Source organism: Streptomyces sp. NPDC031225 (assembly GCF_055570355.1).
The window spans coordinates 235,155-256,935 of record NZ_JBVIHJ010000011.1; the positions used below are offsets into that span (position 1 = coordinate 235,155).

The window sequence follows — 21,781 nt, forward strand, 5'->3', positions numbered from 1 at the left end:
GCGCCATGAGCCGAACCCAGCCCGCCGAAGTCCTGCGAGCCGCCTACGAGGCCTTCGCGGCCGTCGTACGCCCCCTCGGGGACGAGGAGTCCTGGCGGCCCACCGGCTGCGCGGGCTGGGCGGTGCGCGACCTGGTCTTCCACTGTGCCGGGGACGCCCAGCGCGCCCTGGTCGCCCTGCACACGCCCGCGGCCGGACCGCCCGACCGGACCTCCGTGACCTACTGGCGGGACTGGGCGCCGAACCCCGTCGGGGCGGCGAACGGGCGGCGCTGGAACCGGGTGAGCGCCAGCATGTTCCTCGACTTCCGCGAGCTGCGCGACCTGTATCTGGAGACCGCGGCGGCCACCGTGTCCGCCGCCACGGGCACCCGGCCGGAGCTGCGGGTCGCCACGCAGGGGCATGTCCTGACCGCGGGCGACCTGATGCTCACCCTCGCCGTCGAGGCCACCGTCCACCATCTCGACCTGGCCACGGACCTGCCGGAGGCGCCGGGACCGGCACCGGCCGGACTGGACGCGGTCCGGGTCACCCTCGACGGTCTCCTCGGCCGGCCCGTGCCGCTCGACTGGAGCGACGAGCACTATGCCCGCGCCGCCACCGGCCGCGCGCCCCTCACGGACCCCGAACGCCTCGCTCTCGGGGCCGACGCGGAGCGTTTCCCGCTCTTCAGCTGATCTGGCCGTCCGGGTCGTCGTCACGGCCCGGGGGCCGCAAGGTGCCCTTCCACCGCCCGAACGTCCGCGACAACTGCTGCAACGGCGAGGTGGCCTGCGGATCCACCGGGGGCAGTGGCGCCGGTGCGTTCTCGCGGTAGATGGCCAGGGCCTCGTTCGCCCGTTCGGCGGCCTCCCGGTACAGGTCCCGGGACTTCGTCATGGCGTCCAGAGCCTCGGCGTACATCGTCACCAGTGCCCGCGCACGTTCGACTTCCTCTGCCGGGGTGAGCAGCTGCCACCGTTCCCGCAGTGCGGTGAGAGCCGCCTCGGCGCCGTCGGGCAGCGGCTTCGGCATCGCGGCGTAACGCGTCACGGTGGCGATCAGCTCGGTGGGCTCCGAGCCGTCCAGGAAGACACTGCGCACGGAGAAGTCCTGGCCGTCGTAGCCGGGCGGCTCCGGTGTCCCGGGCAGCACAACGGCGCCGCCGCGCGGCACCTCCACTCCGAAGTCCTTCACGGCCCAGTTCAGGATCCGCAGCTGATGGGGCTGCGCCCGGTGTTCGACGATCCGGTGGCGCAGGCTGGGCGGCAGCATGTCCGCCAGTGGACGGCGGCCCTTCTGGCCGGTGGTCATGGCCTCGTGGACGACGACATGCACGGCCCAGCTGCCGCGCACGGCCTGCCGCAGCAGCCGCCGTACGTCCTTGTCCTCCTCCGGCAGCACGCTCAGCTCGCGCAGGCGCAGTCCGGTGGCGGCGTCACGGTCCCAGAAGACGTCCTCGTCCTCGGGCCAGAACATCGTCGCGGGCGATGGCCAGCGCAGATCCCACGGTTGTTCCGCCTCGGCCACCAGCACCCAGTCCTGGCTGCCGCTCGACACCGGAGCCAGCGAGAGCCGGGCCCGGACGGTCACCTCGTCGGCGACCCGCCAGCGGGCCTCGAAGATCCGCTCCGGGACGTCAGCGGTCTCGGAGGGTTCCTGGAAGTCGTCGAGGACGGCACTCTCCTTGAGGCGACCCAGACTTCGGCGCAGGACGTCGGTCGCGTCGGATCCGAGATGGCGGCCGTGGGCCAGCCAGACGGTGGAAGGTGCCGTGGAGTCTGCCGAAGGAGTGCGTGACATGGGTCCATCTGTGAGAGGGGGCGGTGCTTGCCACGGCCAAGTATCGTCGCCGCCGGCCCGTGCGGACCAGGCGGGGTCCGGCAGCCGGACAGGATGCCTGCGTACGGCCCGGGGGAGCCGGGACTCGCCCGGTGTCGGAGCGCGCGGCCGGTCCGGTCCCGGCCGCTCACACGGGGCGCACATGTTCCGCACCGGACAACCGCCTTTCACCCGTGCCCAGTTCGGCGCGCGGCCGTCAGAATGACCTCTCGAACAGGGCCCGCCCACCATCCGCTTAGGGGCGGGTCCTGTTCCCTTTCTCCTGCTGACCTCGTGTCTCGGCTCGCTGAATATATCGGCATCCGATATATTCTTGTTTCATGGCACCCAGGAACATGACACAGGCGGCGTTCTTCGTCCTGACCGCCCTCGCCGATCAGCCGCGGCACGGCTACGGCATCCTGCGCGAGGTCGAGGAACTCTCCGAGGGAAGCGTGCAGATGCGCGTCGGCACCCTCTACGGCGTACTCGACCGGCTCACCGCCGACGCCCTGATCGTGCTGGACCGAGAAGAGGTGCAGCAGGGCCGGCTCAGGCGCTACTACCGTCTCACCGACGCGGGGACCGCGGCCCTGGACGCCGAGGCGGAGCGGCTGGCCGCCGGAGCGAGCGCCGCCAAGGAGCGGATCGCCCAGGGACGGCGCACCCCCGGCAGTGCCCCCACGGGCCGCGGACTCGCCGGAGGTCTGGCATGACGACTCTGCTGGAGACCCGCTACCGCTCCGTCCTGCGTCTGCTCCCCGCCTATTACCGGCGCGAGCGTGAGGAGGAGATGGTGGAGACCTATCTCTGGGACGTCGACCCGGACGTCCAGGACCAGAGCCGGCCCACCCTCGCAGAGGTGGCGAGCATCGCCGCACTGGCCGTGCGCAGCAGGCTCGGTGCGAGCGGCGCACCCCGCCGGTACGCCGTGCTCGGCTCGGCGCTGCGCCTCTTCGCGCTGTTCGCCGTCCTGCTCCAGGCGGCGTCCGCCGTGGTCGACCGGGTCCTGGGGCTGACCTGGGCGTCGACCCGTGGCGGACGGCAGTGGGACATGTTCATCGACGGCTTCACCGGGCACGGCGTGTGGGACGGTGTCGGCGGGGCCGCCCAGTGGTTCCTGCCGCTGCTGTGGACGGTCGCCTACTTCGCTCTCCTGCGCGACCACCGCCGTCTCGCCCGGGCGTCCGCGCTGCTCGCGGCCCTGGCGACGCTCTGGCCGCTGGTCGATCTCTGGACCCTGGACTTCGCCCCCTCGGACTCCGCCTATGTCGTCGCGGCCGCCCTGCTGGCCTGGTCGTCGGCGCTGGCGCTCTGCGCGGCCCATCACCGGGACGCGCCCCCGGCGGCTCTCCCCGCGGGCGCTCCCGGCCTGGTCTTCGCCGCCTGCTGCGTGCTGATGGGCAGCTCCGTGGTGGCCCTGCCCGACGGGGTCGACACCGTCTGGGCGCTCGTCACGTGCTACCTGGTTACGGCCCTCGCCTGGCTGGTGTACCGCGTCAGGGGCGAGAGCCGCACTCCCGCCCCCGGAGAGGCCGCCGCCCTCGCGGCCCTGGGCCTGCTCCTGCTGGCAGTCCGGATCACCGCGGTCTACCCGTGGCTCGACGCCCTCCCCGGCCCCCTGCGTGTGGGTGTCCTGACCCAGGCGGCGGCCCTGGTCGCGCTGACCGCCGCGCTGGCCGTCGTGAGCGGACGCGACCTGCTCAGCCGTGGTAGGTGATGTACCCGTTGCCGTCCCGGTCGTTGGCGCTCGCGGTGTACGCGTGGGTGTCGGCATGCGCGCCCGAGGGCTTGAAGAGGCGGATCGTGTCCTTGTCGTTGTTCCAGATGAAGTTGCAGTTGTTGCGGTAGACGACGTTGTTCGCGTCGGAGTCGGTGCCGCGGCCGCCGCGCAGCTTGACGTAGTCGCCGGGCTGGAGCGTGTGGTTCTTCGTGAACGTGAACTTGTTGGTGCTGGTGGAGTCCCTGACGACGTACCCCTTGAGGTTCACTGTCGCGGTCCGCGAGTAGTTCTTGATCGTCAGGTACTCCTCGTCGGTGTTGCCGGTGGCGCAGTTGTTGGAGTCCCGGCCCGGGGCGTCGTACTGGACGCCCTTGATCTTGAGCGCCGACGAGTACTCGGCGGCGTGGGCCGGGACCGCGCCCAGCAGCGTCAGTGCGCCCGCGGCCGCGACGACGGCTATGTGTCCTCTGCGCATGGAAAAGCCCCCCTGTGAAGGTCTGGTGAAGAAGGTCTGGAGCGTATACAACGCGGGGCACCAAGGGGGCTTTTCGGTTGAATCAGTAACCGACTCGGAATGTGGCGTCCTGCTGTTCCGTGGCCGTGGAGACCGGGTCGATGCGCAGGACGTAGTTGGAGTGCCGGATGTAGCGGGTCGGGTTGTTGTACGAGCGGAAGGAGGCCCAGCTCGCGTCCGCGAGGCCCGCCGTGCGGTAGAAGGTCGCGTCACCCGCGAACGTCGACGTGCCGTCGTTCACGTCCAGTTGGAGCGCGTAGTTGTAGTGCCGCAGGTAGCGGGTGGGGTAGTTGACCGACCGGAAGGAGACCCCGGAGCTGTCGGCGAGGCCCGGGACGAGGGTCCACAGGGAGTCCTTGTAGGGCTCGACGGGGTACTCGTCGATGCGGCCCACGTAGTCGGAGTGGCGGACGTAACGGGCCGGGTAGTTGTAGGACTTGAGCCGGTTCCAGGCGGGCGCGCCCCACTTGGTGAGCAGGTTGTTGTACTCGGCCGTGGTGATCGTCGCGATGCCGCAGTGCTTGGAGTTGACCGGCTGGGTGTAGGTCCTCTGGTCCAGGGCGGTCCAGGTGCCGGAGGCCAGGCTGCTCGACTGCCAGGCGTAGAAGACACCGTTGGGTGTGTAGGTGTCGCCCCACAGCCACCAGGTGCCGGCGGACAGGGACTTGACCAGCGTGGGGGCCTCGGTGCCGCCGTGCGCCACTCCGGCGCTGTACTCGGTGAAGCTGCCCGGGTTCAGGGAGGTGGACCTGGCGCTCACCAGCGTCTGGTTCTTCTTGAAGTAGAGGTAGTTGTAGCCGTTCACGCCCACGGCCATGTCGCCGTCGATGACGTCGTACCCGGGGTCGAAGAAGACCTGCGGGGAGGAGGCGGTGACGAAGTCACTCGTGTAGTTGACCATGATCACGTTGTGGCCGCTGCTGTTCACCGACGAGTAGATGACCGCGTACTGGCCCCGTCCCGCGTCCCAGAACGCCTCGGGGGCCCAGCTGTGGGTGGTCATGTCGTGCAGCTTCAGACGCCGGTAGCTGGTGAAGGTGCGCAGGTCGGCGGAGTCCCAGACATGGATGTACTGGCTGTTGTAGCTCCAGTCCGTGCCCTTGAGGTCGGTGGCGAGCACCACGAACGTGCCGTCCTGCTTGCGCATCAGGAACGGGTCGCGCAGGCCCAGCGCGCCGGCGGTGGGGGTGACCAGCGGGTTGTTCTGGTTGAGCGGCGTCCAGTTCAGCCCGTCGGGGCTGACCGCCAGGTGCAGGCCGTAGTCGGTGCCGTCGCCGAGGTTGGTCGACTCGGTGAAGTAGACCATCGCGTACGCCGAGTCGGCGGCGTGGGCCGTGCCGGAGCCCAGGGTCAGGGCCAGGGGGAGGGCGGCCGTCATGCCGAGAAGGCCACGACGGGACAGGTGGGGGTGTGCGCTCATCTTGTTCTCCAAGGTGGCGTGCGGGGGCACCTCAATGACCGATATTTCGAACGGAGTTCGGTAAATCGGTCAGAAAGTAGAGCCCTGGCCCTGAGCGCGTCAATCGTCTTGCCGGTACTTTGTGATGTCTGTGAACCCGGGGCACGGTGACGTGCCCCGGGGCGGGTGGGTCAGCGCTGGGTGTAGATGAAGCCGATCTTGTCGACCTCCTCGCCCGAACGTCCGTGGAACCCGGCGATCTGCCAGCCGCTCGGAGCGGTGCGGGTCACGCAGTCCGAGGTCGTGGAGCCGCCGGCCAGCGTGCGGCCGAGGTTGGTCGTGAACTTGGCGTAGAAGATCCGCGTGTGACCGTCCTTGTCGGCCTGGCAGAGGTTCGCCGTCGTCACGTACTCACCGCTGCCGAGCGTCAGGGAGGACGCGGTGCCGCCCGTGCCGCCGTGGGCGAGCGTGGTGCCGTTCGCCAGGGTCAGGCTCATCTGGTCGACGCGTGAACCGGCCCGCAGGCCGATGGTGGTGGCGCGGGCGCCGGCCGGGACGCTGTTGATGTCGTTGTAGTAGTCGCCGTGCGGGCCGCCGTACTGGTCGCTGAGCTGGTAGGCGGCGTTGCGCGACCAGGTGAAGCCGACGGTGATCGGGTCGTGGTCGGAGAGCATGAGCCCGGCGTCGGTCAGGAACTTGGAGTGCTCGTTGTTGTACGACGTCGCGTTCAGCGAGACCAGCCTGCTGCTGCGGTAGAGGACCTTGTCCACGACCTCGCAGGTGTTGGGGACGGTGGTCCCCGTCTGGTCGCAGACGAGCGCGTCGCTGCCCTTGGCGGGCGCGCTGCCGCCGCGGATCAGCTTGACCCAGGCGTCGGTGAGGCCGTTGGCGGCGCCGAACTCGGCGATGGTGTCGGCGCTGCGGGTGTAGCGGGTGTTGGTGTCGCCCATGACCACGACGGCGTTGCCGGCCGAGTGGCTGTTGATGAAGGCGGTGAGCTGGTTGAGGTTGTCGGCGCGGGAGGCCTCGTCGCCGTCGTTGGTGCCCGCGTTGGTGTGCAGGTTGTAGAAGTCGACGTAGACACCGTCGGCGAGGCGCTCACGCATGAAGCTGAAGCCCTTGGGGGTCAGGCAGTCACCCGAGTCGATCTGGCACGAGTTCCAGTGCACACGCTCGAAGTCGTCCTCGTCGTACGGGAGTTTGGAGAGCGTGTTCAGACCGCTGCCGATTCCGGCGCCACCGCTGGTGGGGGTGCGGTAGGTGTGGTTCGTGTCACCCGCGTACAGGTAGGAGTGGTAGTTGAAGTCCTCCTCCACGTGGACGATGTCGTACGGCGCTATGCGCTGGCCGATCGCCGTGGTGCTGGTGTCGCGCGGGGTCGACGCGCTGGAGATGGCCGAGGGCAGGCCGGCCACGTTGTACGTGAGGACGCTGAAGCTGCCGGAGTCGGCGGCCGAGGCCGACGGGGCCGCCACGGTGAGTCCGCCGAGAACGGCGGTGGTCGCCGCCAGAGCGGCGAAAAGTCTGCGCATGGGGAGTGTCTCCTGCTGGAGTGGCGCGGGGTGAGTGGTACGAGCGGGAGAGAAGTTACCGGCGGTTATCCCATGTTGTCGCGGTCTCGCGCGTATTTGGATCGCCAATTTGCCCAAGGCTGAGCGACGTTGGGGCCCCGCGCTCGCCGCCGTTCACCTCTGCTTCACACGCCGTGGCTGAATCTGGGCCTTGTGGATGCCGTGGCTCCAGATCAATAAGAGTTGTGGAATTTCCGCGCGGCATATCTGCCTACGATATGAAGATCGTATGGAGAGGGAACGCGCGTGAGTGAACCACCAGTCCTCGTCTGCCCGGAATGCGGGGCGCCCAGGGTGGCGGACGGCACTCCTGCCTGCTCCTGCGCGCACCGTGCATCCGAGGCCCACCTGGAGTTCCGTACGGCAGAGGCGGCGGCCGCCGAGGACTTCGACCCGGTGCGCATACGGCCGTTCGTGGAGGTCGGCGAGGAAGGGACGGAGTCGGCGGGGGAGCCGGAACGGTCCGTCGAGGCAGGGGAGTTGACTGAAACCGCGCTGATGTCAACCGACGTGCTGCCGGCCGGGGCCCCACCGCTCGACGGGCCGCCCGCGGACCTCCCGGCTTCCGGCGGTCCGGACCGTCAAAAGCGGCGGACAGTGCTCGTCGCTGGAACAGGGGCGGCCGTCGCCGTCCTGATGACGGGTGCATTCGTCAGCGGGCTCTTCGCCTATGACAGCCCGGTGCGGGACGGTTCCGTGGCCGGCGGCGTGCGGGCGGGTGTGCCGGAGGAGCCGCCTGCCTCGAGCAAGCCGTCCGCCATGACCTCCTCTCCCACGCCGACCCCGACGCAGTCGTCCGCATCGCCCTCTCCCTCGCCGAGCGCGGAGCCGAGCGACAGCGCGACCCCGACGGGCACCACCACTCCCGTCGGCAGCCCGTCCAGCGTCGCCGCCACCGCCACGGCGGCACCACGTCCGACCGCGTCGGACAGCCGGCCACCCGTCCTCCGCCTCGGCGACCGGGGACCCGAGGTCGTCGAACTCCAACTCCGCCTGCGGCAGACCGGCTTCTACGACGGCGACGCCGACGGCGACTTCGACCGGGACGTCGAGAGCGCGGTCCGCTCCTACCAGGTGAGCCGCCTGATCCTTCAGGACGAGTCCGGCGTCTACGGCGCGGCGACGCGGGCCTCACTCGAAGCGGAGACCTCGCAGCCGTGACCGCCGGAAACTACCTCCGGTGCCCGTCGGACGGATGCGCCCGGTCGTAGGGGCGCGGGTAACCGGTGGGGGTGTAGGCGAGGTAGCGAGCCGGGGACGTGGGATCGGCTTCGGTGGCACGGGAGTTGAGATTGATGGGATCAATTCCCCGCCAGTGCCCCGTCCTGATCCGGTCCTCCAGACTGTGCAGGGCGGCGATCTGCTCGCCCGCACTGAAGGTGCAGTGGCCTGCGTTGTCGACAAAGCGCTGACGCAGCAGCCCTGCCGAACCCGCGGCCGTCACGGCCCGCAGGTAGGCGCTCTCGGACTGCACCGGGATCAGGGCGTCACCGGTGGTGTGGATGTCCAGTTGAGGCTTGGTGAGGCGACCGGTGAAGGAGCTCGTCCGGCTCATCCAGTCCACGGCGTTCACGTCGGCGCGGGTGCGGGGTGCCTCGTCGAGGGCGGAGAGGTCGGACCTCAGGGAGAGTCCCGCCTTCGCGTACAGCTCCTGGACCTCCTTGCGGTAGGGGGAGTCGCGCAGCATGGCGCGGTAGTCGACCCCGGTGTTCCACGACATGGTGCCGCCCGCCCGGGACTCGGCCTCCTGACGCCAGACGAAGGCGGGAAACCTCACCAGCCCGACGACGGCCTGGTACTGGCCGGACTGCTGGGCGTTCCAGTCGGTGGGCGCGGGCCGCGGCTGCGAGGGGTCGTTCCAGCCGGGGATGTTGTGCAGAGCCGCGGCGAGGGCGATGCGGGCCCTGCCGTCCGCGGTGTCCTGCGCCCCGGCGACCACGGCCGTCATGGCGTCGGACGCCCTGGTCGCGGCGGCCCGGTCCGGCAGCCCGGTCAGACGGATGCCGGAGCCGGGCGCGAGGAGGGTCTTCAGCGCGAAGACCGGGTCCAGTGTGCTGTTCCAGTTGGCGACACCGCCCTGGACCAGCCCGCACATGGACAGTGAACCGGCGAGACGGGACGCATGACGCTCCGCCAGGGTGGTGGTGACCAGGCCGCCGTACGAGGTGCCCCAGGCGATGGTCCGTGCGGCGCGGCCGAAGCGGGCCTTGAACGCGTCGAGGGTGGCGAGCTGGTCGGGCACTGCCTCGGTGACCGCCCAGCCCGTGGTGGCGTACGAGGACCCGATGAGGGCGTAACCCTGGCGCAGCAGCAGGGACTTCGTGGTGTCGTCGGGCGCGTTGCGCGCGGGGTTGGGGGCGCCCTCCGGGGTGTAGCCGTGGCTGTAGAGCAGGACCGTGCCGTTCCAGCCGGCCGGTACGTCCATGAGATAGGCCGCGCCCGACGGCAGGCTGCCCTCGACATGAACGTCCTGGGCGGCGTGGGCGGTTGGGGCTGCAGCGGCGACGAGCAGCAGTGCGGCGAGGGCGCCGATCGTGCGGGTGCGGGGCTTCACGAGGTGGGGGCTCCTTCGGCGCAGTCCGTCTTTGTTTCGGTCGGGGGCGCTGACACCGCGAAGGTAGGCGTGTACATTGCGGGCGTCAATGATGTGCACAACATCAATGGGCGGGTCATGAGGTGTTCTGCCGCCTCGTCAGGAGGGCCCCATGCGAAGGCACTTGCTCGGACTCGCCGTTGCGGTGGTGACCCTCGTGGGCGCCGCCGGGTGCGGATCGTCGGACTCCGGCAGCGGCGGTACCTCGTCCGCGGGCGGAACCAAGAAGACGCAGGTCACGATCGGGGTCATCCCCATCGTCGACGTGGCGCCGCTTTACCTGGGCCAGAAGAAGGGGTTCTTCGCCCGCAGGGGGATCGAGCTGAAGATGGTGACCGCGCAGGGCGGCGCGGCGATCATCCCCGGGGTGGTGAGCGGACAGTTCCAGTTCGGCTTCAGCAACACCACGTCCCTGATGCTCGCGCAGACCAAGGGCGTTCCCGTGAAGTCCGTGGTCAACGGGGCCGCGTCCAACGGCAAGGTGGGGGCCGACGTCACCGGTGTCCTGGTGAAGAAGAACAGTTCGGTGAAGTCGGCGAAGGACCTGGCCGGACGCACGGTCGCCGTGAACACACTCCAGAACATCGGGGACACCACGGTCCGTGAGTCGGTGCGCCGGGACGGCGGCGATCCGGCGAAGGTCAAGTTCGTCGAGATCCCCTTCGACCAGATGCCGGCCGCACTGGACGGCGGTCGCGTGGACGCCGCCTGGATGGGCGAGCCGGCCCAGACCGTGGCCAAGGCGCAGGGCGCCCGGGTCATCGCCTCGCCCTTCGCCGAGACCGACCCGAAACTGACCGTCGCGACCTACTTCACCTCGTCGAAGATCGTGCAGCAGGACCCCGCGCTGGTGAAGAACTTCACCGAGGCCATGACGGAGTCGCTCCAGTACGCCACCGGCCATCCGGACGAGGCCCGGCAGATCCTCACCACGTACACCAAGATCAGCGGCGATGTGCTGACCGGGCTCATCCTCCCCAGCTGGCCGGCCCAGGTCGACACGGCCTCCCTGGAGAAGCTCGCCGCCCTCGGTGAACAGGACGGCATCTTCAGCGGCAAGAAGCCGGACATCCCGGCCCTGTTCTCCTGACCGGACTCACGCAGCGGCGCGCCGACCGCCGCGCCGAGGGCGGGTGGCTAGCCGGTCTCCACCTGCCGTTCGGCCCAGAGGTCCGCGTTCCAGTCCATGAGCCGGGCGAGCTCCTCGTCGGAGGGTCGGGAGGCGGCCGAAGGGGTGTGGGTGCCCCGGGAGATGTTGCCGCTGACGGTGATGTTGTGCTCCACGCGGGGGCGGCGGAGCGTCTCGTAGAGGGCGAGTGCGGCATCCGTGTCCGGCGCGTCCCGCAGGGACTTGGCGAGGACGACCGCGTCCTCCAACGCCATCGAGGCACCCTGGCCCGTCGCAGGGGAGGCCGCGTGGGCGGCGTCGCCGATGAGCAGGGTCCGTCCGGAGCGCCACGGGGTGCCGGTGGGGATCTCGGTGGCGTTGGTGACCATCAGGTCGTCGGTGGTGGCCGCGACGATGTCCGCGGCCGGGGTGGCGTCCTTGCGCAGCAGCGGCAGCAGGCGCTCGCCCCGGTCCGCGGGCGTCCCCTGTGCCAACTCCTCGGCGGACAGCGGGTCGCCGGTCACCCGGGCGAACCAGTACGTCTCGCCGTCGGGCGACACCGTGTAGCCGAAGGCGGCCCCGCTGCCGCGGACCATGGTGATGCAGGCGTCCGGGCCGGAAGGAGCAGCGGCGCGCGTGTAGCCGTAGAAGACGTACTGACCGGCGTGCAGCGGCTGGGTCGCGGGCGAGAACGACCGCCGTACGGCGGAGTTCAGGCCGTCGGCGCCGATCAGCAGGTCGCCTCGCGCGGTGTTGCCGTCGGTGAAGTGCGCGGTCACGCCGTCGGGGCCGTCCTCGGCGGATGCGAACCGGGCGCCGTGCCGGACGGTGATGCCGCGGCGCGCCGCCTCCGCCTGGAGCGCGGTGGTGAGGTCGCCGCGGCGCAGGCACCGGTAGTGCAGGAGCGGGTCACCGGTGTCGCCCATGGGCGCGTGCGCCACCTTGGTGCCGGTGTCGTCCAGGACCCGCAGCGAGGTCAGCGGGAAGCCGATCGTGGTGACCGCAGCGGACGCGTCGAGCTGGGCGAGGGCGCGCATGCCGTTGCTCGCCAGGGTCAGGAACGCGCCGATGTCCTCCGCCGAGTCCGGATGGGCCTCGTGCACGGTGACCTCGATGCCCGCCTTGTGCAGCGCCAGAGCCGTCGCCGTACCTGCGACACCGCCGCCGATGACCAGTACGCGTGCCACACCCACCCCGTTCGTCCCGCGTCCGCCCGCACGATTCGTACGGACAGGGAAGGAACGACCGGACGGCGGCGAGGGTTCCGTGAACAGCACGGCCGAACAGCACGGCCGAACAGCACGACGCCGGTCGTGCCGCCCCTGAGGGGTCTGTGGCACGACCGGCGTCGCGTGCGGATCAGGCGCCGCTCTCCCGCAGCATGTCCTCGCGCTCGACGAGCTTCACGCGCGCGCGGCCCTGCGGCTCGCCCAGCGCCTTCTCGGCGGCGTCCAGCTTGTACCAGCCCTCCCAGGTGGTGAAGCGGACGTTGCGCTCGGCGAGGAACGCGTCCACGGCCTTCGGCTCGGGCGAACCGGGGCTCTGGAGGCGGTCGTTCGCGAAGTCGTCCAGAAGGTTGGCCACCGTCTCGTTGGCGTCGCCCTTGGTGTGGCCGATGAGACCCACCGGGCCGCGCCGGATCCAGCCGGTGACATACGTCGACTGCAGGTGCTCGCCGCTCTCCTGGAGGACGCGGCCGCCCTCGTCCGGGACCGTGCCCGAGTCGATGTCCCAGGGCAGCTTGGGCAGCTTGTCGGAGAGGTAGCCGACCGCGCGGTAGACCCCGGTGACGTCCCAGTCCTTGAACTCGCCGGTGCCCTTGACGTTGCCCGTGCCGTCCAGGGCGGTGCGCTCGGTGCGCAGGCCGACGACCTGGCCGTCCTCGCCGAGGATCTCGGTGGGCGACTCGAAGAAGTGCAGGAAGAGCTTGTGCGGGCGGTCGCCGACGTCGCGGATCGCCCAGTTCTCCAGGGTCTTGGCGACCATGTCGGCCTGCTTGTTGCCGCGCCGGGTCTCGATCGACCCCGCGTCGTAGTCGATGTCCTCGGGGTCGACGATGACCTCGATGTTGGGGGAGTGGTCCAGCTCGCGCAGCTCCATCGGGGAGAACTTCGCCTGCGCCGGGCCGCGGCGGCCGAAGACGTGGACCTCCAGGGCCTTGTTGGCCTTCAGGCCCTCGTGGACGTTCGGCGGGATCTCCGTGGGCAGCAGTTCGTCCGCCGTCTTGGCCAGGATGCGCGCCACGTCCAGAGCGACGTTGCCGACGCCGAGCACCGCGACCTTCTCGGCCTCAAGAGGCCACGTGCGCGGCACGTCCGGGTGGCCGTCGTACCAGGACACGAAGTCCGCGGCGCCGTACGAACCGTCGAGCTCGATGCCCGGTATGCGCAGCTCACGGTCGGCCGTCGCGCCCGTGGAGAAGATCACGGCGTCGTAGAACGCGCGCAGGTCGTCCAGGCTGATGTCGGCCGGGTAGTCGACGTTGCCGAACAGACGGATCTGCGGCTTGTCGAGCACCTGGTGCAGGGCCGTGATGATGCCCTTGATCCGGGGGTGGTCCGGAGCCACGCCGTAACGGATCAGTCCGAACGGGGCCGGCATCCGCTCGAAGAGGTCGATGGACACGCCGGGGTCGGCGGCCACACCGGACTTGAGCAGCGCGTCGGCGGCGTAGATCCCGGCGGGGCCGGCTCCGACGATGGCTACCCGCAGGGGGCGGGGCATGATCAGGTTCCCTTCGAGCGACGACAGATCAACTCGGGGGAAGCCTAAACTGAGGCAAGCCTAAGTCGGTACGCGGGTCCGGTCTATGGACTCATAAGATCGGCTTATGTGCGATCGAGGGTTCAACGCCGCTCACGGCAGCGGCTGTTCCGCCCAGATCACCTTGCCCGCCGGTGTGTACCGCGTGCCCCAGCGCTCGCTGAGCTGGGCGACCAGGAACAGTCCGCGGCCGCCCTCGTCGGTCATCGCCGCGTACCGCAGATGCGGCGAGGTGCTGCTGCTGTCGAAGACCTCGCAGATCAGGGTGCGGTCGTGCAGCATGCGCACATGGATGGGGTCGCCGCCGTAGCGGATCGCGTTGGTGACGAGCTCGCTCAGGATCAGCTCCGTCGTGAACGCGAGATCGTCCAGGCCCCAGCGGGCCAGCTGCCGGGACACCGTCGCCCGGACGTCCGCGACGGCCGCCGGATCGGCGGGGACCTGCCACTCGGCGATCCGGTCGGCGGCGAGCGCCCGGGTGCGGGCCACGATCAGGGCGATGTCGTCGGTTGCCCGGGTCGGCGGCCGCGCGTCGAGCACGGCCCGGCAGGTGTCCTCGGGTGAGGGGCCCGCCTGTTCCAGTGCCGTGCGCAGCAGTTCCAGGCCTACGTCGATGTCGCGCTCCCGGTCCTCCACGAGGCCGTCCGTGTAGAGCACCAGACGGCTGCCCTCGGCCAGCTCCAGGTCGGCCGTCTCGAACGGCAGACCGCCGAGGCCCAGCGGTGGGCCGGCGGGCACGTCCGGGTACTCGACGCTGCCGTCGGGGTGGATGAGGGCGGGCGGCGGATGACCGGCGCGGGCGATCGTGCACAGCCGCGACACCGGGTCGTAGACGGCGTACAGGCAGGTCGCGCCCGTGACGGGGGAGTTGTCGCTCTCCTCGGCCTCGTCCTGGTCGATGCGGGCGACCAACTCGTCCAGCAGGGCGAGCAGTTCGTCGGGCGGCAGATCGAGGGCGGAGAAGTTGTGCACCGCCGTGCGCAGCCGCCCCATCGTGGCCGCCGCGTGCAGCCCGTGCCCCACGACGTCACCGACCACGAGTGCCACCCGCGCACCGGACAACGGCAGTACGTCGAACCAGTCGCCGCCCACCCCCGCCTGTGCGGGCAGGTATTTGTAGGCGATGTCCAGGGCGTCCTGCTCGGGCAGCCGACGCGGCAGCAGACTGCGCTGGAGGGTCACCGCCATGGTGTGCTCACGGGTGTAGCGGCGGGCGTTGTCGATGGAGACCGCGGCCCGGGTGACGAGCTCCTCGGCGAGGACGACCTCCTCGGTGTCGAAGGGCTGGGGCTTCTCCGAACGCCAGAAGCTGACCGTGCCCAGGACGAGACTGCCGGCCCGCAGGGGGACGGTGATCAGCGAGTGGATGCCGTACCCCACGACCTTGGCGGAGCGCTCCGGATCCTGCGCGTGCCACCCGGTGGCCTCGGCGAGGCGGGCCTCCAGGACGGCCCGGCCGCTGCTGATGCCGCGGCTCTGGGGGGCGGAGTCGACCAGGGGGATCTTCTCCCCGACCTGGTACAGCGGGGCGTCCTTGCGGATCCCGCTCAGCGCGGTGCGGCGCAGGGTGGTGGCCGCCTCGGGCTGACCGCCGCTGAGCACCGGGTCGAACAGGTCGACCGTGGCGAAGTCCGCGAAGCGCGGCACGGCCAGTTCCGCCAGTTCCTCGGCGGTGCGGGTGACGTCCAGGCTCGTGCCGATACCCATCGTGGCGTCGTACAGGATGTCCAGGCGCTCACGGGCCGCCTCGGCGCGCCCGGACAGGGCACGCAGTTCGGTCGAGTCGCGCAGGGTGGCGACGCTTCCCGGCGGGCCGCCCTGGATGTCCGTGGGCCGTTGGTTGACCGCCAGGAGCCGGTCCCTGACCCGGTGCACCTCGTCGGTGGCCACGCGCCCGGAGGCCAGCAGCCCGGCGGTGTCGGCGGGCAGCGCGAGGTCGAGCACATGCCGGCCCTCGGCGTCCGCGGGCAGGTCGAGCAGCCGGTGGGCCTCGTCGTTGGCGAGCAGCAGACGGCCCTCGCCGCCGACGATGAGGACGCCTTCCCGCACGGCGTGCAGGACCGCGTCGTGGTGCTCGTACATGCGGGTCATCTCGTGCGGGCCCAGACCGTGCGTCTGACGCAGCAGCCGACGGCTGACCAGGGCCGTACCGGCCGTGGCGAGGATCATGGCCACCGCGGCTGCCGTCAGGAGCAGCGGCAGCTGCTGGTCGGCTGTTCCGCCCACCTTCGCGGTGGTGATGCCGGCCGACACCAATCCCACGACCTTGCCGTCGGCCGCCTTGATGGGGACGACGGCCTGCACGAGCGGTCCGATGGTGCCCGTGATGTCCTCGGTCACGACGTGCCCGGCCAGCGCGTCCGTGATGTCCCCGACGAACTTCTTGCCGATGCGGTCCGGCTTGGGGTGCGTGTACCGGATGCCGTCGGTGTTCATGACGACGATGAAGTCCACCTCGGTCGCCACCCGGGCCGCCTCGGCGCGCGGCTGGAGCACCGCCGAGGGGTCGGCGCTGCTGAGGGCGGCCACGGTGCCCGGGGCGTTGGCGAAGGCCTCCGCCACGGCGACGGAGCGGTTCCGGGCCTCCACCGTGCTGTCGTGCCGCACCTGGAGCACCAGTGCCCCCACCGCGGCCACGACCAGCAGAAGGACGATCACCACTTGCAGGACGAACACCTGTCCAGCCACGCTGCGTCCGCCGAGCGCCGCCCGCAGGGCCCCCTGACTCCGCTCAGTCCGGTCTCCGTCGTGCTTCGTCCGCGGGAGCGGAACGCCCCGGACGGGGCCCTCGTGCCGGTCGTGAGCGCGGTCGGGTGGGTGCGGTGGGCGGGGGCCGTCGGGGCGACGGGCCGACCCGCCCCCGGAGCGGCCCAGGAGTCGGACCATGTGCCCATGTCTACACTGCCGCGCCGCAGGAGGCGAGGGGCGTCACACGGTGTGACAGAACGGGGACAGACCCTACTCATCCCGTCCCGAATCCACCGCGGACACCTCGGCGTGTCCCGGCGACGGCGAGAGGGTGGGCGGGTGTTGGGGTACGGGGGTGCGCGTCGGGTGGGGTGTGGGGGGCTGGGGGGCGCGTGCCCGACGGGTACGTGTCGGGCTGCGGGGCGCACGTCGAGTGGGTACGTATTGGGCTACGGGGTCGCGCGTCGGGATGGCACCTGTGGGGCTACGGGGTTGCGCGTCGGGTGGGCGGGTGTGGGGCTGCGGGGTCGCGTGTCCGGCGGGCACGTGTTGGGACACGGGGTCGCGCGTCGGTGGGGCGGGTGTCGTGCTGCGGGGTCGCGTGCCAGGTGGGCATGTGTGGGGCTTCGGGGTCGCGTGTCGGGAGGGCATGTGTGGGGCTTCGGGGTCGCGTGTCGGGAGGGCATGTCGGGGTACGAGACGGCGCGCCGTGCGGGCAGGTGTCGGGCTATGGCGCCGCGCGCCGGGTGGCGAGCAGCAGGGCGATGTCGTCGGGGCGGTCCACGGCGTGCCGGGCGATCGCCGTCAGCCGGTCCGCGACACCCGCGAGGTACCGGCCGCCCAGGCGCGCGGCGGGCGCACCAGCCTTCGCCAGCGCCACGCGCAGCGCGGTGATCCCCTCGTCGATGTCGACGCCGGGCCGTTCCACCAGCCCGTCCGTGTACAGCGCGAGAATCGCCCCGGGTTCCATCTGGAGCTCGGTGACCGGATAACGGGCCCTCGGGTCCACTCCGAGCACGACCCCGCCGGGCAGGTCCAGCACCTGGGTGCGGCCGTCGGGACGGCGCAGCAGCGGGGGCGGGTGTCCGGCGCGGGCAGCCTTGGCCACGCCGGTTGCGGGGTCGAGCCGGATGTAGCAGCAGCTCGCGAACAGTCCGGGGTCGAGGTCGATGAGGAGATGGTTGGTGCTGCTCATCACCTCGTCCGGCGGCCGGTCGCCGAGCGCGAACGCCCTGACGGCACTGCGCAGTTGGCCCATGGTGGCCGCCGCCTGCACGCCGTGTCCCTGCACGTCCCCGATGACCAGGGCCAACCCGTCCCCGGACTCGACGACGTCGTACCAGTCGCCGCCGACGTCCATCCCCACGGTCCCCGGCAGATACCGGCCGGTCGTCTCCAGCAGTGGGTGCGCCGACAGCCGGCGGGGGAGCAGGGCCTGTTGGAGACCCCGGGCCAGCGCGGTCTCCGACTCGTAGCGCTGAGCCTTCTCCAGGGCATGGGCGATGAGCCCGGCCAGCGCGGTGAGCACCGTGCGTTCCTCGGTGGTGAAACTGCGCGGCCGGTCGAAGCCGAGGATGCAGGAGCCGACCGGCCGCCCGGAGGCGATCAGCGGCAGGAAGGTCCGGGCGCCCTCGGTCGCGTCCACGGCGATCCCGGGATAGGCGGCGGTCAGCTGTTGCATCGAGTCGAAGAAGAGTGGCCGGCCGCTGGTGAGGGTCTCCACACCGGGCAGGCGCTCGTTGAGGCCCACACCGTCGAAGGGTGCGAGGAAGCCCTTGGGGAAGCCGGTCTCCCACTCCAGGTACAGATGCCGGTCCTGGAGCAGGTAGATCGCCAGCCGTCGCCCGCCGAACGCGGGGAGCAGCTCCCGCATCACCACGGCGGACACCTGCCGCGCGGTGACCGCCTCGGTGAGCGCGATGGCCAGCGCGATCGGCCGGTACAGCGGCGCCAGCGGGCTCGCGCCCTCGGCATCGTGTCCGGCAGGGCTGTCCGGCACACGGCTCGCGGGCCGGATCGTGCACGTCAGCCGGTCCGGCCCGGGATACACGGACAGGGCGAGCCAGTCGCCCCCGTACGGCTGCGGGGCGGAATCGGTGTCCTGCGCGGAGGGCGGGGTCGTGGCGATCTGCCCGGACGGCAGTGGACCGGTGTCCCGCGCGGACGACGGGGACGTGACGGCCTTCGCGGACGGTGGCGACTCCGTGTCCCGCACGGCGGACGAGGACGTGCCGGTCTGTGGGGACAGCTGTGACCCGGTGTCCTGCGCGGATGGCCGTACGAGATGGAAGTGGACCGGATCCGGTGTCAGTAGCGCCGCTCGCAGATGGTCCTCGAAGTCGGGGCGGCCCAGCCAGGGCACGGCCTCCCACAGGTCGCGGCCCACGAGCTCGGCGCGGGGGCGGTCCAGGAGCTGGGCGGCGCGCGGATTGGCGTAGACGACCAGGCCCAGCCGGTCCAGGCAGAACACGCCGTCGGGCAGCAGGTCGGCCGCCGAGTCCGCCGTGGGGGCGGGGCCCGGATCCACGACGACGCCCCGGACCGCAGGCGGGGAAGGCGGGTCGTAGGCGTTCCAGAGGTCGAGCAGCCGCAGGGTGCCGTCCTCGGCCCGCAGGTAGAGGGGCAGGGCAGGGGGGCGTCCGCCGCCGGTGTCCCGCAGGGTGGCCAGGATCCGGTGCGCGTCGGAGGGGGCCACGGCGTCGGCGAACGCCTCGACGGTGCCGGGGAACTCGCTGGGCGGTACGCCCAGCAGGGTGTGCAGGTCCTCGTCCAGGGTGATGGCGGTCCCTTTCGGGTCCCAGGCGAAGCGCCCGGCACGCCCCACGGACGTGGAGGCCGTCGGCGGCCGCAGGCACATCGGCGCGCCGTCCCAGGCGACCAGGTCGGCGTCCTCGTCCTCCAGGTTCCGCAACGCCGTGCCCAGTTCCTGGGCGAGCCGCATCACGCGGTCGCGGTGGGACAGCACGTCGGCGGCGTCGGTCACGGCGGGGCGCAGCACGGTCAGCACACCGTAGGTCGTCGAACCGCCCACGACGGGAACGTAGAGCGAGCCGAACTGGAAGGGCAGCCCGGCCGCGAACTGGGGGTAGCGGCGCATGGTCTCCGTGGCGTTCGGCAGGACCACCTGGACACCGAGCCGGTAGGCGTCGGCGACGGGGAACGGCCGGTCCGCGTGCAGTCGCCACCAGGGCCGGAAGAGTGGCCCGGGGAGCCCCGCCAGGACGGCGAGCCGCAGCAGCCCGGGCGTGCGGGAGCGCAGATAGACCCCTCCGGCGTGACCGCCGGCCGCACTGATCGCCTCCGTGGAAGCGTCGATCAGCAGCGGCGCCAGCCGCCCGGCCGTGGAGTGTGCGTCCTCGACGCTCCCAGTCATCGGCCCTACCTCGTCCGTGCGCCGTCCTGCGGGCGACACAGCAAGAATGCGCCACCAGGCCGCCGGCCCGCACCCGGGCGGCCCATATGTATACCTCCGTTGCCCCGCTGGACAACTGTCGGACGGACTCTTAGTCTGAATATCTAGATCTGGACAATGAGTCCAAACGAACCCGGGGACGGTACGCGGTCGTGGAAGGTGTCGTGAACGGTGCGGACGAGCACCTCATCGGGGAGGCCGAGAAGATCGCCACGGCGCTCGGCCGCATGTTCCCGGGGTTGTGCGAGGTGGTGCTGCACGACCTGCGGGATCCTCGGCACGCCGTCCGGGCGATCGAGAACAACCTCTCCGGCCGCCAGGTCGGGGACTCCGCGACGGAGCTGGGGCTGGCCCGCATCGCCGATCCCGAGTACCCGAGCGTCATCCAGAACTACCCGAACCGGTTCCCCGACGGGCGCCCGGCCAAGAGCACGTCCATCGGGATCAGGAACTCCGCGGGCGAGTACATCGCCGCCCTCTGCCTGAACCTCGACGTGTCGGTGCTGTCGCCCGTGACGCTCGCGCTGGCCAACCTCGTGGCCACCGGAACCGAGCACCGCGAGCAGTCCCTGGAGACCCTGCGGGACCGCAACACGCGCGAACTGCGGCGTGCGGTGGAGGAGTTGGCCGCGGAGCGGGCCGCGGCACCGCGGTCGCTCAGCAGACAGGACAAGAAGGCACTGGTGCGGCAACTCCATCAGGACGGCTACTTCGACTCGCGCGATGCCGCGCAGACCATCGCCGACCTGCTCGGCGTGTCCCGGGCGACCGTCTACAACTACAGCAAGTGAGGAACCGTTCCGACCTGTACCCGGCCCCGGCCCTCCTGAAGAAGACGGACATCCAGCTGTGACCCCCGAGAACCTCTCCGCAAGCGCAAGCGCAAGCGCAAGCGCAAGTGCCACCGCAAGCGCCACCGCGCTCACTCTGGCCGACCCCGACACCCCGTTCGCCGTCGTCGACGTCCACCGGAGCAGGCGCAACATCGAACGGCTGGCGGCCAGGGCCGACCGGCTCGGCGTCACCCTGCGCCCCCATGTGAAGACGGCCAAGAGCCTCGACGTCGCCGCCCTGCTGCACGCCGGTGACCGGCCCTGCCCGGTCACCGTCTCCACCCTGGCCGAGGCGGAGGCGTTCGCAGACGGCGGTTACACCGACATCACCTATGCCGTCGGTATCGACCCCCACAAACTCCCGCGTGTCGTCGCGCTGTTGCGTCGTGGGGTGACCGTGCGTGTCCTGCTGGACAGCGTCGAGCAGGCGGAGTTCGTCGCGGAGGCGTCCCGTCGTGCCGGGCGTCCCGTCCCGGCCCAGATCGAGATCGACTGCGACGGCCACCGCGGCGGCCTGCGGCCCGACGCCCCGGTCCTTGCGAGGATCGGGCACGTCCTGCACGAACAGGGCTGCCTGGACGGGGTGTTGACGCACGCGGGCGAGTCCTACTTCGCCCGCACCGCCGAGGACCAGCGCCTGGCCGCGAAGAACGAACGCGACAGCGCCGTCGCCGCGGCCGAGCGGCTGCGGGCGGAAGGCCTGCCCGTGGCCACCGTCAGCGTCGGCTCCACACCCACCGCCCACGCCGCCGACGACCTCACCGGTGTCACCGAACTGCGCGCGGGCAACTACGTGTTCTTCGACCTGGTGATGGCCGGCCTCGGCGTCTGCCGCCTGGAGGACCTCGCTCTGTCGGTCGTCGTCACCGTCATCGGCCATCGCCCCGAGTACGGGTGGGTCGTCACCGACGGCGGCTGGATGGCCATGTCCCGCGATCGCGGCACCGCGGCCCAGGCGCAGGACCAGGGCTACGGCCTGGTCACCGACCTCGCCGGAAACCTCCTGCCGGGCCTGGTCATGACGGCCGCCAGCCAGGAACACGGCACCCTCACGGCCCGCGACGGCAGCCGCCTGCCCGACCTGCCCATCGGCACCCGGCTGCGCATCCTGCCCAACCACGCCTGCGCCACCGCGGCCCAGCACCACGGCTACCACGTCGTCGACAGCACTCGACCGGCGAAGGGCGCGCCCGTCGTCGAGGCGGTCTGGAACCGCGTCAGCGGGTGGTGATCCTCTACGGCGCCCCGGTGTCGCGCCTTGGTGGGCCCGACGCACAGGCGCCGCTTCCGGTTCGGGGCACCACCCACTTGTCATGCCGGAAGGCGACGGACAAAACCCGAAGCCGGCAGGTCGTCCTCGCCGACGTCACGGGTGTA

At 71.1% G+C, this 21,781-nt stretch carries 15 protein-coding genes and 2 pseudogenes; 7 read left to right on the forward strand and 10 right to left on the reverse strand.

All coding sequences use genetic code 11. From position 1 onward, the window contains the following. Positions 1 to 5 precede the first annotated feature (5 nt). Positions 6 to 677, forward strand: a complete 672-nt coding sequence (locus tag ACZ48Z_RS20745) for a maleylpyruvate isomerase N-terminal domain-containing protein (protein ID WP_468737312.1) — start codon at positions 6 to 8, stop codon at positions 675 to 677. Here ACZ48Z_RS20745 and ACZ48Z_RS20750 read toward each other — a convergent pair. Further along, on the reverse strand, positions 670 to 1,782 hold the full coding sequence (locus tag ACZ48Z_RS20750) for a hypothetical protein (protein ID WP_468737313.1): 1,113 nt from the start codon (positions 1,780 to 1,782) through the stop codon (positions 670 to 672). The genes ACZ48Z_RS20745 and ACZ48Z_RS20750 overlap by 8 nt on opposite strands. 374 nt (positions 1,783 to 2,156) lie before the next feature. On the opposite strand from ACZ48Z_RS20750, the gene ACZ48Z_RS20755 reads away from it, so the two are divergent. Together ACZ48Z_RS20755 and ACZ48Z_RS20760 are read left to right on the forward strand one after the other, a co-directional pair. Continuing rightward, on the forward strand, positions 2,157 to 2,516 hold the full coding sequence (locus ACZ48Z_RS20755; RefSeq protein WP_468737366.1) for a PadR family transcriptional regulator: 360 nt from the start codon (positions 2,157 to 2,159) through the stop codon (positions 2,514 to 2,516). Then, a complete protein-coding gene (locus tag ACZ48Z_RS20760) occupies positions 2,513 to 3,520 on the forward strand; it encodes a hypothetical protein (protein WP_468737314.1) in 1,008 nt (335 codons plus the stop codon). The genes ACZ48Z_RS20755 and ACZ48Z_RS20760 overlap by 4 nt, the downstream gene beginning before the upstream one ends. On the opposite strand, the gene ACZ48Z_RS20765 is transcribed toward ACZ48Z_RS20760, so the two are convergent. The 3 genes from ACZ48Z_RS20765 to ACZ48Z_RS20775 form a co-directional block, all read right to left on the reverse strand. Then, positions 3,504 to 3,998, reverse strand: a complete 495-nt coding sequence (locus ACZ48Z_RS20765) for a lamin tail domain-containing protein (protein ID WP_468737315.1) — start codon at positions 3,996 to 3,998, stop codon at positions 3,504 to 3,506. The genes ACZ48Z_RS20760 and ACZ48Z_RS20765 overlap by 17 nt on opposite strands. A gap of 82 nt (positions 3,999 to 4,080) precedes the next feature. Further along, positions 4,081 to 5,457, reverse strand: coding sequence for a glycoside hydrolase family 43 protein (locus tag ACZ48Z_RS20770; RefSeq protein ID WP_468737316.1), 1,377 nt, complete (start codon positions 5,455 to 5,457; stop codon positions 4,081 to 4,083). Between the two features lie 170 nt (positions 5,458 to 5,627). Next, the gene (locus ACZ48Z_RS20775) at positions 5,628 to 6,968 is read right to left on the reverse strand and encodes a jacalin-like lectin (RefSeq protein WP_468737317.1); all 1,341 of its coding nucleotides are present in this window, start codon (positions 6,966 to 6,968) and stop codon (positions 5,628 to 5,630) included. 285 nt (positions 6,969 to 7,253) lie between these two features. Between ACZ48Z_RS20775 and ACZ48Z_RS20780 the strand changes: the two genes are divergently transcribed. After that, entirely contained in the window at positions 7,254 to 8,168 is a 915-nt protein-coding gene (locus tag ACZ48Z_RS20780) for a peptidoglycan-binding domain-containing protein (RefSeq protein WP_468737318.1), read from the forward strand. Between the two features lie 10 nt (positions 8,169 to 8,178). On the opposite strand, the gene ACZ48Z_RS20785 is transcribed toward ACZ48Z_RS20780, so the two are convergent. Then, on the reverse strand, positions 8,179 to 9,561 hold the full coding sequence (locus tag ACZ48Z_RS20785; protein ID WP_468737319.1) for an alpha/beta hydrolase family protein: 1,383 nt from the start codon (positions 9,559 to 9,561) through the stop codon (positions 8,179 to 8,181). Positions 9,562 to 9,712: 151 nt separating this feature from the next. Between ACZ48Z_RS20785 and ACZ48Z_RS20790 the strand changes: the two genes are divergently transcribed. Beyond that, the gene (locus tag ACZ48Z_RS20790) at positions 9,713 to 10,690 is read left to right on the forward strand and encodes an ABC transporter substrate-binding protein (RefSeq protein WP_468737320.1); all 978 of its coding nucleotides are present in this window, start codon (positions 9,713 to 9,715) and stop codon (positions 10,688 to 10,690) included. A gap of 47 nt (positions 10,691 to 10,737) precedes the next feature. Here the strand turns inward: ACZ48Z_RS20790 and ACZ48Z_RS20795 are convergent, their stop codons facing one another. The 5 genes and pseudogenes from ACZ48Z_RS20795 to ACZ48Z_RS20815 all read right to left on the reverse strand — a co-directional run bounded on the left by ACZ48Z_RS20795 (position 10,738) and on the right by ACZ48Z_RS20815 (position 19,532). Then, the gene (locus ACZ48Z_RS20795; RefSeq protein ID WP_468737321.1) at positions 10,738 to 11,901 is read right to left on the reverse strand and encodes an FAD-dependent oxidoreductase; all 1,164 of its coding nucleotides are present in this window, start codon (positions 11,899 to 11,901) and stop codon (positions 10,738 to 10,740) included. A gap of 166 nt (positions 11,902 to 12,067) precedes the next feature. After that, positions 12,068 to 13,432, reverse strand: a complete 1,365-nt coding sequence (locus ACZ48Z_RS20800; protein ID WP_468737322.1) for an FAD-dependent oxidoreductase — start codon at positions 13,430 to 13,432, stop codon at positions 12,068 to 12,070. Between the two features lie 132 nt (positions 13,433 to 13,564). Further along, a pseudogene (locus tag ACZ48Z_RS20805) lies at positions 13,565 to 13,957 on the reverse strand (ATP-binding protein); the annotation flags it as partial. Positions 13,958 to 14,008: 51 nt separating this feature from the next. Continuing rightward, a pseudogene (locus ACZ48Z_RS20810) lies at positions 14,009 to 16,357 on the reverse strand (SpoIIE family protein phosphatase); the annotation flags it as partial. Between the two features lie 529 nt (positions 16,358 to 16,886). Beyond that, positions 16,887 to 19,532, reverse strand: a complete 2,646-nt coding sequence (locus tag ACZ48Z_RS20815; RefSeq protein WP_468737323.1) for a SpoIIE family protein phosphatase — start codon at positions 19,530 to 19,532, stop codon at positions 16,887 to 16,889. Between the two features lie 203 nt (positions 19,533 to 19,735). Between ACZ48Z_RS20815 and ACZ48Z_RS20820 the strand changes: the two genes are divergently transcribed. After that, entirely contained in the window at positions 19,736 to 20,362 is a 627-nt protein-coding gene (locus tag ACZ48Z_RS20820; RefSeq protein WP_468737324.1) for a helix-turn-helix transcriptional regulator, read from the forward strand. Between the two features lie 136 nt (positions 20,363 to 20,498). Further along, positions 20,499 to 21,635, forward strand: a complete 1,137-nt coding sequence (locus ACZ48Z_RS20825) for a DSD1 family PLP-dependent enzyme (RefSeq protein WP_468737367.1) — start codon at positions 20,499 to 20,501, stop codon at positions 21,633 to 21,635. Positions 21,636 to 21,781 lie beyond the last annotated feature (146 nt).

Excerpts from the sequence above, each read along its gene's own strand:
- ACZ48Z_RS20765 (WP_468737315.1), bottom strand. The coding sequence starts at position 3,998 with ATGCGCAGAGGACACATAGCCGTCGTCGCGGCCGCGGGCGCACTGACG.
- ACZ48Z_RS20800 (WP_468737322.1), bottom strand. The coding sequence starts at position 13,432 with ATGCCCCGCCCCCTGCGGGTAGCCATCGTCGGAGCCGGCCCCGCCGGG.
- ACZ48Z_RS20815 (WP_468737323.1), bottom strand. The coding sequence starts at position 19,532 with ATGACTGGGAGCGTCGAGGACGCACACTCCACGGCCGGGCGGCTGGCG.
- ACZ48Z_RS20775 (WP_468737317.1), bottom strand. The coding sequence starts at position 6,968 with ATGCGCAGACTTTTCGCCGCTCTGGCGGCGACCACCGCCGTTCTCGGC.
- ACZ48Z_RS20755 (WP_468737366.1), top strand. The coding sequence starts at position 2,157 with ATGACACAGGCGGCGTTCTTCGTCCTGACCGCCCTCGCCGATCAGCCG.
- ACZ48Z_RS20760 (WP_468737314.1), top strand. The coding sequence starts at position 2,513 with ATGACGACTCTGCTGGAGACCCGCTACCGCTCCGTCCTGCGTCTGCTC.
- ACZ48Z_RS20790 (WP_468737320.1), top strand. The coding sequence starts at position 9,713 with ATGCGAAGGCACTTGCTCGGACTCGCCGTTGCGGTGGTGACCCTCGTG.
- ACZ48Z_RS20770 (WP_468737316.1), bottom strand. The coding sequence starts at position 5,457 with ATGAGCGCACACCCCCACCTGTCCCGTCGTGGCCTTCTCGGCATGACG.
- ACZ48Z_RS20750 (WP_468737313.1), bottom strand. The coding sequence starts at position 1,782 with ATGTCACGCACTCCTTCGGCAGACTCCACGGCACCTTCCACCGTCTGG.
- ACZ48Z_RS20745 (WP_468737312.1), top strand. The coding sequence starts at position 6 with ATGAGCCGAACCCAGCCCGCCGAAGTCCTGCGAGCCGCCTACGAGGCC.